The sequence below is a fragment of the Paludibacter sp. genome (genome assembly GCF_009712605.1).
In the GTDB taxonomy this organism is placed as follows: domain Bacteria; phylum Bacteroidota; class Bacteroidia; order Bacteroidales; family Paludibacteraceae; genus Microbacter.
Genome location: NZ_WASO01000002.1, coordinates 239,184 through 251,604 on the forward strand (window position 1 = coordinate 239,184; position 12,421 = coordinate 251,604).

The 12,421-nt window shown below is 41.8% G+C and carries 11 protein-coding genes; 5 read left to right on the forward strand and 6 right to left on the reverse strand.

The annotated features are described in order from the left end of the window. Positions 1–154 precede the first annotated feature (154 nt). Positions 155–2,080 (reverse strand): ABC-F family ATP-binding cassette domain-containing protein, encoded by a 1,926-nt coding sequence (locus F8N35_RS03970; RefSeq protein ID WP_293050055.1) that lies wholly within the window; start codon positions 2,078–2,080, stop codon positions 155–157. 434 nt (positions 2,081–2,514) lie between these two features. Between F8N35_RS03970 and F8N35_RS03975 the strand changes: the two genes are divergently transcribed. From F8N35_RS03975 to mazG, 5 genes are all read left to right on the forward strand, one after another. Beyond that, complete coding sequence (locus tag F8N35_RS03975; RefSeq protein WP_293050056.1) at positions 2,515–3,525, forward strand: hypothetical protein; 1,011 nt, start codon at positions 2,515–2,517, stop codon at positions 3,523–3,525. 290 nt (positions 3,526–3,815) lie between these two features. Beyond that, positions 3,816–4,562, forward strand: coding sequence for a 3-oxoacyl-[acyl-carrier-protein] reductase (gene fabG, locus F8N35_RS03980; RefSeq protein WP_293050057.1), 747 nt, complete (start codon positions 3,816–3,818; stop codon positions 4,560–4,562). Between the two features lie 225 nt (positions 4,563–4,787). After that, the gene (locus F8N35_RS03985; RefSeq protein WP_293050058.1) at positions 4,788–6,305 is read left to right on the forward strand and encodes an alpha-isopropylmalate synthase regulatory domain-containing protein; all 1,518 of its coding nucleotides are present in this window, start codon (positions 4,788–4,790) and stop codon (positions 6,303–6,305) included. 85 nt (positions 6,306–6,390) lie between these two features. Next, positions 6,391–6,951, forward strand: coding sequence for a manganese efflux pump MntP family protein (locus tag F8N35_RS03990; protein ID WP_293050059.1), 561 nt, complete (start codon positions 6,391–6,393; stop codon positions 6,949–6,951). A 40-nt stretch (positions 6,952–6,991) separates the two neighbouring features. Next, a complete protein-coding gene (gene mazG, locus F8N35_RS03995; RefSeq protein WP_293050060.1) occupies positions 6,992–7,780 on the forward strand; it encodes a nucleoside triphosphate pyrophosphohydrolase in 789 nt (262 codons plus the stop codon). Here the strand turns inward: mazG and F8N35_RS04000 are convergent. The 5 genes from F8N35_RS04000 to F8N35_RS04020 all read right to left on the reverse strand — a co-directional run bounded on the left by F8N35_RS04000 (position 7,775) and on the right by F8N35_RS04020 (position 12,312). After that, on the reverse strand, positions 7,775–8,764 hold the full coding sequence (locus F8N35_RS04000) for a methyltransferase domain-containing protein (RefSeq protein WP_293050061.1): 990 nt from the start codon (positions 8,762–8,764) through the stop codon (positions 7,775–7,777). The genes mazG and F8N35_RS04000 overlap by 6 nt on opposite strands. Positions 8,765–8,832: 68 nt before the next feature. After that, a complete protein-coding gene (locus F8N35_RS04005) occupies positions 8,833–9,591 on the reverse strand; it encodes a uroporphyrinogen-III synthase (protein WP_293050062.1) in 759 nt (252 codons plus the stop codon). Positions 9,592–9,607: 16 nt separating this feature from the next. Then, positions 9,608–10,441, reverse strand: a complete 834-nt coding sequence (locus F8N35_RS04010) for a DUF4271 domain-containing protein (RefSeq protein ID WP_293050063.1) — start codon at positions 10,439–10,441, stop codon at positions 9,608–9,610. A gap of 27 nt (positions 10,442–10,468) precedes the next feature. Then, positions 10,469–11,050, reverse strand: coding sequence for a TIGR00730 family Rossman fold protein (locus F8N35_RS04015; RefSeq protein ID WP_293050064.1), 582 nt, complete (start codon positions 11,048–11,050; stop codon positions 10,469–10,471). Then, complete coding sequence (locus F8N35_RS04020; RefSeq protein WP_293050065.1) at positions 11,050–12,312, reverse strand: sigma-54 dependent transcriptional regulator; 1,263 nt, start codon at positions 12,310–12,312, stop codon at positions 11,050–11,052. The genes F8N35_RS04015 and F8N35_RS04020 overlap by 1 nt, the downstream gene beginning before the upstream one ends. Between the last annotated feature and the right edge of the window lie 109 nt (positions 12,313–12,421).

Sequence of the window (12,421 nt, forward strand, 5' to 3'; positions counted from 1 at the left end):
TGCAAATATACAAAATGAAATGAACAAGTCGTCCGATTTTTTGTGAAAGTTGAAATAGAAAACAGAGACGAGAAATGAGTAAGGATGAATCTTCAATATTGAACCATAGATGCTAACACTAAACACTAAACATTCGTCATTAATAATTAACAATTCATCGTTCAAGCTCTTCTTTTTCCAACAGTACGTTTTCCCATTTTTCCATTTCGTCCGCTAATTGTTGTTTCAGCTTTTCGTAATCGGTGAAGATGTCAGGGGTCGGGTTGTCGTTCATGCTGATTTCGAGCAAAGCGATCTCTTTTTCGAGTTTGTCAATGGCAACTTCAGCCTCCTGTTGTTGGCGTTCCAGTTTTTTGATCTGCCGGCTGAGTTCTTTGCGGGCTTCGTAATCCAGCTTGTTGTCGGTAACGGGTTTTGCAGCAGGTTCTTTCGCTGTAGAGGCGATTGTTTTGCGCTCCAGCTCCTGTAGGTTCTCAATTTTTTTGCTTTGGAGAAAATCGTAAATGCCACCGAGGTGCTCTTTGATCTTTTTATGGCCAAATTCGTACACTTTTGTGACCAAACCATCGAGGAATTCACGGTCGTGGGACACTACAATAACGGTACCGTCGAACGTTTTGATGGCTTCTTTGAGCACGTCTTTCGATCGCATGTCCAGGTGGTTGGTGGGCTCATCGAGAATCAGGAGGTTGACCGGTTCGAGTAATAAACGAATCATTGCCAAACGGCTCCGCTCTCCACCCGAAAGCACTTTTACTTTCTTATCCGAGGCTTCCCCTCCAAACATGAAAGCCCCCAGAATATCACGGATTTTGGTGCGGATATCACCAACGGCAACATCGTCGATGGTTTGGAAGACGGTTTTGTTCTCGTCCAGCAATGCTGCCTGATTTTGCGCAAAATAACCGATTTTGACGTTGTGACCCAGACGAAGCACACCGCTGTAGTCGGTCTCGCCCATAATACATTTTACCAGGGTGGTTTTTCCTTCTCCATTCTTGCCGACAAATGCTACTTTTTCTCCACGGTTAATTATTACTCCGATAGAGTCGAGCACTGTGTGATTGCCATATTTTTTGGTCAGTCCGTCAATTTCTACGGGAATGGTTCCCGAACGGGGAGCCGGAGGGAATCGCAGGCTGAGGCGAGAGTTGTCAACATCCTCTACTTCAATGCGGTCGAGCCGTTCCAACTGTTTGATGCGAGACTGTACCTGAACGGCTTTGGTAGCTTTGTAACGGAATCGTTCGATGAAATCTTCCGTGTCCTGAATCATTTTTTGTTGATTTTCGAAAGCCCGCTGTTGTTGTTCAAGTTGTTCTTTACGTAGTTCCACATATTGAGAATAAGGAACTTTGTAATCGTGAATACGACCTAAAGAGAGTTCGATAGTGCGGTTCGAGACAGCATCAAGAAAAGCGCGGTCGTGCGATACGAGCAGCACAGCGTTTGCTTGGGTTGCTAAAAAAGTCTCCAGCCACTGAATTGATTCGATGTCAAGGTGGTTGGTCGGCTCGTCCAGAAGTAGTACATCCGGTTTGCGGAGAAGTAACTTAGCCAGCTCAATGCGCATCCGCCATCCACCGCTGAATTCTCCGACAGGTCGGTCGAAATCGGTTCGTTCAAAACCCAGTCCGACCAATGTTTTTTCAGCTTCCGCTCTGAAATTGGTTCCGCCAAGCATGTGCAGGCGCTCCGTATCATGCGTCATGCGTTCTATCAGTTTTTGATATTCCGGAGAGTCGTAGTCGGTGCGGGTGGCCAGTTGATTACTCATTTCATCAATGCCGGCCTGAAGTTGTTGCAGTTCGGCAAAGGCAGTTTCTGCTTCTTCAATCACGGTAAGGTTTCCGCTGGGCAACAGGTGTTGAGGAAGATAGCCTATGGAGACGTCAGACGGTATGGAAACTCTTCCCGAAGTAGGGGTTTGCCCGCCAGCGAAGATTCGCAACATGGTAGTTTTTCCGGCACCGTTTTTACCAACAAGGGCAATGCGGTCTTTCGGGTTTACAAGAAAAGAGATTGAATCAAAGAGCGTATGTCCGCCAAATTCGACCGTAAGCTGTTCTACAGAAATCATTTTTTAAACTGAAAATTGAATTTGCAAAGATACGAAAAAATAGATAGCGGTACAGAAGCGTGTCGTTAGAGTAGGGAAGAGCGAAGTAGTAATGAGTAATGAGTGTTTAGTTAGTGAGAAAGCGAACTGGTGAACGCCAAGTCATAAGCATTCTACATTTCCATTTTGCTCTTTGTGATTGCTTTGTGTTCTTTGTGGTTAACACAGATTCTTCACCACAAAGTATACGCCGGACTTTGCCAGGAGATTAACATCAGCAAGAGAATATTTTTTTTGCTGAGTGTTTATATTTGTAGTTAAGTAATATTGAATAAAAGATGTGTTTGATTCTTAAATGGCAAACAAGTGTACTCATTCTGACCTCAGAATTCCTTCAGTTGGTGGTGAAACGTTTGTCTGGAATATTTAATGCTGCGTATTAATATCACTTCTTCATGTACGAATTTAATGATTTGGAAAATACTCTGATTTCATGGAATTTGCTTGATAAAAGTCAAGACCAGAATATTTTCAAAACAAGAGAGTGGTTGGCATTTTTGCAAAAAACACAACATGCAGAGCCATGCGTTGTTGAAATTTACGACAATGGAAATCTTATCGGCTATTTTGTGGGTGAGAATTTAAGGAAGGTGATTAAAATCGTTGCCAGTCCGTTTGAGGGCTGCTCCACCGGTTTTCAGGGATTGAATATGCTAAAACCAATTACATCTGCAGAGCGGGTGAAGATATATGAATCGCTGATTTTGTTTTTGTTCCAATCAAAGCAATGTCTGTTTTTTCAGGCAACCGACTGGCAGATGAGTGTTGAAGATTTGGCACATTCGGTTTTGCAATATGAACCAGTCAACGGTTATTCGATTGATCTTACCCGGCCGGAAGACGCAATTCTTCGGGATTTTAATGAGTCAAGCCGGAAGAATGTCAATAAGTCGGGAAGGCGCGGAGTGCTACTCAGGCAGGCTGAAGACCCGAAGAAATTTATGGATGATTATTACCGACAGTTGCAGGATGTGTTTTGCAAACAGGGCATGAAGCCGACTTATTCAAAGAATAGAGTTGCCGCGCTTGTCGATACTTTATATCCAACCGGTCATCTTTTGCTACTCGAGTCGCTTTCTCCGGAAGGTAATTCTATTGCGACTGGTCTTTTCCTTGGAAAAAATAACTTTTCTTCGGCTTGGGGACAGGCTAGTTATAAGGATTCTCATTCTCTTTTTCCAAATGAAGCGATGTGGTTTGAGGCAATGCGTTATTGGAAAAATGCGGGTGCAACTGTTTTTGAACTGGGCGGTGGCGGAGAATATAAAAAGAAGTATGGAGGTATTCCGTATGTAAAACCCCGTCTTATAGCAACAAAATATCAGGCGCTTCACTCCCTGAAGCAGCTTGCCAAACGAAGCTACTATTTTACAAGAAAAGTAGCCTCCGTGATCTGTTCCTCGTAAATGTGGTTGGTTCTGTCTTGTTCTAAAGGCCAAAACCTTCAAATCTCAGGTAATATAGACATTAGAAAGAAATTGTTTAGTTGTAACATACTAAGTGATTTTCGGTTCGGTATGTGGTTGTTGTCTGTGTCAATCAATTAGGAATTTGAAACAAAATTGCCTATCTTTGCAGCCCGTTTATAACCAAAAAGGATTGTAAACTTTGAAATTTCAAGCTGTTGGTTGTTTTAATGACAATCGCAGTATCAGACCAAAAATTACGTCTAACCTGAAAATTAAAACTGTAAGAAATGAAATTATTAGAAGGGAAAGTCGCTATTGTGACGGGTGCCGCTCGTGGCATCGGCAAAGCCATCGCTCTTAAATTAGCCAGCGAGGGTGCCGATATTGCTTTCACCGATTTGAATATCGATGAAAATGCTTTGGCAACTCAAAAAGAAATTGAAGCTTTAGGTGTTAAAGCCAAAGGTTATGCTTCCAATGCAGCCAATTTTGAAGATACTCACAATGTTGTTGCTGAGATTGCTAAAGAATTCGGTCATATTGATGTTTTGGTAAATAACGCAGGTATCACCAAAGATGGTTTGATGATGCGTATGAGCGAAGCTCAATGGGATGCGGTAATTAATGTAAACCTTAAGTCGGCTTTCAACTTCATTCATGCCTGTACACCAATCATGATGAAGCAAAAATCGGGCAGTATTATCAATATGAGCTCTGTGGTAGGAGTTTCTGGTAATGCCGGTCAATGTAACTATTCTGCATCTAAAGCAGGTATGATTGGCCTTGCTAAATCAATTGCAAAAGAACTTGGTTCAAGAGGCGTTCGTGCCAATGCAATTGCTCCGGGTTTCATTGAAACAGAAATGACTCATGCACTGACTGACGAACAACGCGCTAAATGGGCAGAAACAATTCCTTTGCGCCGCGGAGGCTCGCCTGACGAAGTTGCAAAAGTAACCCTGTTCCTCGCATCCGATCTCTCTTCGTATGTATCTGGTCAGGTTATTCATGTTTGTGGAGGAATGAACACCTGATCATTCTCCGTCAATCAAATTAATTAATACAACGCAGGCACGCAAATCAAATTCTTTGTGTGTTCTGCGTTGCCGTTTATTAAGATAATACCATCAGAGGATAAAAATGATTTTATCGCCATTTTATCGGTAGAATTAACCGGATTTGAGTATATGAATGCTTCCGTGTTAATCTCTCAGGTGAAATGTTCAGCTTCAATCGTACATCGTAAATTGTAAATGAATATGGCTTCAGTCGAAATATTGGATACCACGTTACGTGACGGGGAACAAACTTCCGGCGTTTCTTTTACCGTACACGAAAAATTAAGTATAGCACGGCTTTTGCTCGAAGAACTTAAGGTCGACCGCATTGAAATTGCTTCTGCTCGTGTGTCGGAAGGTGAATTTGATTCTGTGAAACGAATTGCCGAATGGGCACAGAAAAACGGTCATATTGATCGGGTTGAAGTTCTTGGCTTTGTTGACGGTAATCTTTCTCTGAACTGGATTCGCGATGCAGGTTGTACCGTCCTTAATCTTTTGTGTAAAGGTTCGCTGAAGCACTGTAAGCATCAGCTAAAGAAAAGTCCCGAACAGCATGTGGCGGATATTAAACAGGTACTTGCGGCTGCCAAAGAAGTGGGTGTCAGTGTCAATGTTTATCTGGAGGATTGGTCGAACGGGATGCGTGAGTCTGAGGAGTATGTCTACTTTATGGTAGATTCTCTGAAAGACGAGGATATTAAGCGTTTTATGCTCCCTGATACACTTGGAATTCTCAATCCATCTGAAACAGCTGATTTTTGCAGTAGGATGATCGCCCGTTATCCGGATGTTTTCTTTGATTTTCACGCGCATAACGACTATGATTTTGCCGTTGCCAATGTGTTCGAAGCTATTAAGGCCGGCATTAAAGGTGTACACGTGACAGTAAATGGTTTGGGTGAAAGAGCAGGAAATGCTCCGCTTTCAAGCGTTATAGCGGTGTTGCACGACCATTTAAATATCGAAACCAAACTGTGCGAAGATAAAATAAATTCGATCAGTAAAGTGGTGGAAACGTATTCCGGTATTCGCATACCGCCCAATAAACCGGTTATCGGCGAAAGTGTCTTTACACAGGTGGCAGGTGTTCATGCCGACGGAGATAACAAGAAAAATCTTTATTATAACGATCTCTTGCCTGAACGCTTTGGGCGGGAACGTCAGTACGCGCTTGGTAAAACATCGGGCAAGGCTAATATTCTAAAGAATCTACAGGTTCTTGGAATTGAGCTTGACGATGATATGATGCGCCGGGTGACGGCTCGCGTTATCGAGTTAGGTGACAAAAAAGAGATGGTTTCTCTTGATGAATTGCCATATATTGTTGCCGACGTACTGAAGAGCGAAAAAGAAGACCAGGCTATCAAGATACTCAATTACTCTTTGGCACTAACTTACGGGCTTCATCCTGTTGCTACAGTCAAAATGGAGATCAATGGCGAAATTCACGAGCAAACGGCAGCAGGGCATGGTCAGTATAATGCGGTATCGAAAGCGATGTGGAAAATTTACAAAACACTGCATAAGCCGGCTCCCGAATTGATTGATTATGTGGTTGTAATTCCCCCCGGTGGAAAGACGGATGCTTTTGTTCAGACTATTATTACCTGGAAATTCAAGGATAAGATATTTAAAACCAGGGGGCTGGATGGTGACCAAACAGTTGCAGCAATCAAAGCCACTATCAAGATGCTTAATCTTATTGAAGAAATGTAGCCTTCTATGTTTGGCATGCAAAGTTGTTATGCAATTTAGTCCGGTTTTATCTTTCTGATTTTCAAACCATCAACTGATTTTTGTTGTGAACTTTATAACTATTCTTGCCATTGCGATCGGATTGTGCATGGACACGGTTTCCGTTTCTATTGCAGCCGGTTGTAATAAGCACCACTTCAAGCCTAAGGTGATACTTCGCTATGCGTTGATCCTTGCTCTTTTTCAGGCCGGAATGCCAATCATTGGCTGGTTTTTGGGAGAACGTGTAGCTCATCTTATTTCTGAATTTGATCACTGGATAGCTTTTGCTCTTTTAGCGCTTGTGGGTGGTAAAATGGCTTACGATGGTATTTGTGGGCATCCGGAGAAAATGAAGCTCAAAATATCTTCATATAAAGTCGTCGTAACGCTGGCAATTGCTACCAGTATCGATGCATTTGCTGTCGGATTTACCATCTCAACCTTAGGTCAAAGTATTTGGTATCCAACCACTATTATTGGTGTTTGTACCTTTTTATTTGCTCTTACCGGTATTTGGCTTGGCAGAAAAATGGGGCATAGATTTCAAAAATCGGCAGAAATCATCGGAGGTTTTTTGTTGATTGCTATTGGCGCCAAAATTGTTATTGAGCATCTTTGTTCGTAATCGAACAAGAATCAAAGTATGAATATTTAATTGTAAGAAAATGAAGACAAATATAGATAAAGCACTGGTATCATTCCGGAATCTTTTGGAGATAATGGATGAACTGCGTGAGAAATGCCCCTGGGATAAAGAACAAACGTTTGAGAGCCTTCGCACGCTCACTATAGAGGAAACGTATGAACTGGCCGATGCAATAGCTAAAGAGAGTCCTCTCTCGATTAAAAAGGAATTGGGCGATATTCTCCTTCATATTGTGTTTTACGCTAAAATCGGAAGCGAAACAGGTGATTTTACCATCGATCAGGTTATTGATGCTTTGTCGGAAAAACTAATTTATCGTCACCCTCATATTTTTGCGGATAATACTGCGAATACGCCTCAAGAGGTAAAGGATCAGTGGGAACAACTTAAGCTGAAAGAAAAGGGGGGCAACAAAACCGTATTGAGTGGAGTCCCTTCGGCTTTGCCGGCTATGATTAAAGCTCACCGTATGCAGGATAAAGCCCGTGGCGTTGGTTTTGATTGGGAGCAAAAGGAACAGGTTTGGGATAAAGTAGCCGAAGAACTCGAAGAGCTTAAAGTAGAGGTGGCTAAGGGTGATTTAGACAAAACAGAAGCTGAATTCGGTGATTTTCTATTCAGCATAATCAATGCCGCCCGACTTTACAATATAAACCCCGAGAATGCGCTTGAAAAAACCAATGCGAAATTTATGCGACGGTTTAATTATCTCGAAGATCAAACGATTAAAAAGGGAATTGAACTGAAGCGTTTAAGCCTTGATGAAATGAACCAAATCTGGGATGAAGCTAAAGCAAAAGGGTTATGATACTCTTTTGCTTTTTATTTTTAGGATGATAAAGGGTGCAATCGTCATTGCTGGTTTGCCTCCATGTTGAAGGATTTGATTCAAAGTGTGAAAGAATATCTTTTTTGCGGACGACTGCTGATTAATCGTATAAAAACCATTGCTGAAGCTGACTGCAAATCCAGCGGCGTTAATGATTGATTTGTATGTTTTCAAAGGTAAAATCCGCTCTATCCAGCTCCCGGAATTGGGGTCGCAGGTGTTGTGTGAGGGTAGCCTTTGAGGCAAACTGCCGTTTAACAGGTAATCGTTTGTCATTTTCGTAATATCATCATAGATTTTACCCTTCGATAAAAGCGAAAGCATCTGGATATCCTGCTTATTGAACTCCGGATGGTGTTTGCTGATATATTCTTCTCTCATCGAGAGAAAGAAATTTCTTTCGACTTCATCCATCATCTTGAACAAGCGTTTCCGGTGTCGAAAATTACAGGGGTTTGCACTGGTTGTAAAACACATTTTCATCTTCGGATTGATGTCGTGTAATTGAGAAAACAACCCTTCGAGGTCATAAATATGTTCGATGACATCGATGGAAATCAAATAATCCGGTATTATATTATTAGTCTTGCAATATGCAGAAAGCTCTATCGTAGAACCTTCGATTATAATATCAGGGGCGGTTTGTAATGCTGTTCCGATTTTCTTGACTGTGGATATTGCCAACGGGTTGTTGTCGCAGTAAATAACATGGAATCCCAACATTTTCAGAAAGCAACTCAGAAATCCGTGTCCTCCTCCAAAATCAACGATTGTGCCTTTGTGCTTACCGGTCTTTAACAGGTCGATGCAGCGTTTGTAAATGCTGAAATGGTAGTTGATTTTTGGCAATATGTCGAAGATATATTGCAGGTTATATTCGTTGATGCCAAGGCTTTTGTAGTCGAGATTCAAAATCCGGTGAATACAATCATTTTCGATATCTTCAATCAATTGTTTGGCCATAAATAGAACAGTAAAGGCCCTTCTTTTTTATGAGAAGAGCCTTTTGTTTTTTATTGTCGAGAGAATACTTATTTCTTGGCGTTTTTATGATTCTCCTTAATGAAAAGATCCAGTGCAGTCGTCATAGATGGCGCATCAGGTCTGGGGGCTTCCAAATCCAGACGCAAACCGGCATCACGAACTGCGTTTGCTGTTGTTGCACCAAAACATCCGATCTGAATTTCTCCCTGATCGAATTCCGGGAAGTTCTTCATCAGAGAAGCAATTCCCTGAGGACTGAAGAAAATCAACATGTCATAGTTAAATTCTTCCTCCGGTGTAAAGTCATTGCTGACCGTCCGGTACATAATTCCAACATCATGCTTTACCTGATATTTGTCAAGTAAATGCAGAATTTCTTCATTGTGAACGTCGGACAAAACAACAAGGAAGTTTTCACTCAGGTGTTTTGATATTACGGTGAACAAGTCTGGTAATTTTCCTGTTGCACCAAAGAATACCTTGCGCTTACGATACTGAATGTATTTTTGTAAATACAGAGCCACTGACTCTGAAATGCAAAAGTATTTCATCGTTTCCGGCATAGTTATTCTCATTTCTTCGCAAATGCGGAAGAAATTATCTATCCCAGTTTTCGCAGTAAACATTACTGCGGAATGCTCAAGAATTGACACCTTTTGCTGACGAAATTCTTTCGCAGGAACCGGTTCAACCTTGATGAAGGGACGAAAATCTATTTTCACTCCATATTTTTCAACAATGTCGAAATAGGGTGATTTTTCTGAAGTCGGCCGTGGTTGTGAAACCAGAATTTTTTTAATCTTCAAAGCTCAAATACTTTATTTACAGGCTAATATTAAATAATTGTATTGCCCGAATAGCTACCAAAATTGGCAGTATTTCGAGAGTGCAAAGATACAAAATTATATAGAAGATTGAATAATAGTCAAGCCAAAAAATTTGTATAATCTTATAAAGGATTAATAAAATGGCTATAATACAGGCTATTATACTCATAATTTGTAGCCAGGGAACAAAGCTTAATGCTACCAATGTTTGGAAAGCAACCATCGGAAGAAGGAATACTCCAAGCCCGAAGATTGTAGTGAAATAAGCGCTTACAAAGGGTGCAGTTTGTTTTTTGTCGAAGAAAATGAAAGATAAGAACGAAAAGAGGATGTATTTGATCCAAAGTAACAACATAACTCCAACACTAATCCCGATTAACAGTATTAAAGCCATCAGGTTGTTGGCTCCGGGCACCAGTCCGGCAACAAAACTGTATGCATAAACCGAAAGACCAATTACTCCCAAAGCTCTGACTAACATTCTGAACCGTAATTCAGGGGCTGTAATTTCAGGTTCAAATATGCTGGAGCGTTCCCGTTGTTTCTTGAAAATTGAATTAAAACTTCCCCTAGCAACCGCTTTGGAGCGGAATAGTAAATAGGAGTAAATCAAAGTGATGAAAAGCAGCAATCCACTTGAAGTGTCGTAAGAGAAAAGGCCCTGAGGAGCAACTTTTCCTTCAAAACCTGAAATTTTCAGAATTTTGCTCGGAGTGGCTTGTGTTCTCAGGTATATATTGGTGCCATGTTTGCCCCATAGTGTGTCGATAGGGGTTATCTTGACCAAAGATGTGTCGTTGTTGCTTGTATGTATATTAGTGTCTGCCACCAAAATAAATCTTTAATATGTATCTGTTCAGACTGCGGCGAAACTTCTTGCGTCGTCAGGCCATTCAACGGCATTTTTAATTGCCGGAATTACTTCTTCCGGGGTGTTGACTACTTTCCAGATTTGTCGATGCTCGTCGCGTAGAAAGTTCTCTGATGCAGCAACATGAAGAAGTTCGATGAAATGGTGAAAATAGTTATTGGTATTGAGTATTACAACCGGTTTTGCAAATAAGCCCAGTTGTTTCCACGTAATTATTTCGAAAAGCTCATCGAAAGTGCCGATTCCTCCCGGCAGGGCAACTGCGGCATCGGCCATTTCTGCCATCATGGCTTTACGCTGGTGCATCGTATCAACCACTTTTAAGTCCGTCAGCCCATTGTGTTGCCAGCCTTCATCGCACATAAATCCGGGAATAATGCCGGTGGCTTTGCCTCCCTGTTGCAGAAGACTGTCGGCGATGGAGCCCATCAATCCGCTTTTCCCTCCACCAAAAACCAGATGCATGTCAGCTTCTGCAAAGAGTTCGCCCATGCGTTCGGCAGCCTTGTAGTAAACCGGGTTGAGTTTACTACTCGAAGAGCAATATACACAAACTGTTTTAATCATTATTCCAATCCGTATTCGTTGATTTTTCTGTAAAGTGTGCGTTCGGAGATTCCTAACTCCTGCGCTGCAAATTTGCGTTTGCCCTTATGTCGCTCAAGAGCTTTCCGAATCATATCTTTTTCGACCTCTTCCAGCGATAAGGTTTCCTCAACATATTCTTCCGTATCTTCAATGTGATCATGCTTGCCATTCGCCTTCATAAACGCAGATGGCTGATGTTGAGGAGTAACTATTGTAGTTTCTGTTTGTTTTACAAATTGAGTCCTGGCGAGTTGCATTTCTTCAATTTTGGCCGCAGTAGCAACGTCAATGTTTCCACCTTTAATGATGATGTCATGCACGAGCTGTTTCAGGTCGTTCATGTCTTTGCGCATGTCGAAAAGCACCTGATAGAGAATTTCACGTTCGTTGTGGAATGAGCGTTGTTCGTCTTGATGGGTTCCTCCAAAAACAGATGGCAAGGTCTCCATTTCGTTGTCCGGCAGATAGGTGCGAAGAACAGCTCCTGTTAATTCTCTGTTTTGCTCGATAACAGAAATTTGTTCGGCTATATTTTTCAATTGACGAATGTTACCTCTCCAGTAGTAGTTACTCAGTATCTGCTGGGCATCTTCAGTTAGTTTAACCGGAGGCATTCTGTATTTATCAGCAAAGTCGAGAGCGAATTTTCTGAATAGCAGTACGATATCTTCTTTTCTTTCGCGTAAAGGCGGAATAAAAATGGGTACCGTATTCAAACGGTAATATAAATCTTCCCGGAACTTGCCCTGTCGTGTAGCTTCGATCATGTTCAGGTTGGTTGCGGCGACGACACGTACATTGGTTTTCTGTACTTTAGATGAACCGACCTTGATGAATTCTCCGGCTTCGAGTACCCGTAAAAGCCTTACCTGAGTGGAGTGTGGTAATTCGCCGACTTCATCGAGGAAAATAGTCCCTCCATCGGCTACTTCGAAATAGCCTTTTCTTTCTCCCAAAGCACCCGTGAACGATCCTTTTTCGTGGCCAAACAATTCAGAATCAATTGTGCCTTCAGGAATAGCTCCGCAGTTGACCGCAATATACGGGCCATGTTTCCGGTGACTGAATTGATGGATAATTTGAGGGAATGTCTCTTTACCCACGCCGCTTTCACCGGTAATCAGCACAGAAAGATCTGTCGCAGATACCTGCACGGCTATATCAATGGCGCGATTCAGAAGCGGAGAATTTCCGATCATCCCGAATCGTTGTTTTACCGATTGTAATTCTGATGGTTGCATAAAACAAATTGATCAACGAACTAAACAATACTTTTCATCAACAACCTGTCTATATTGTCAGGAAAAGACTGACAAAATTACATCTTTTTCGTGATAGTTGAATATGAAA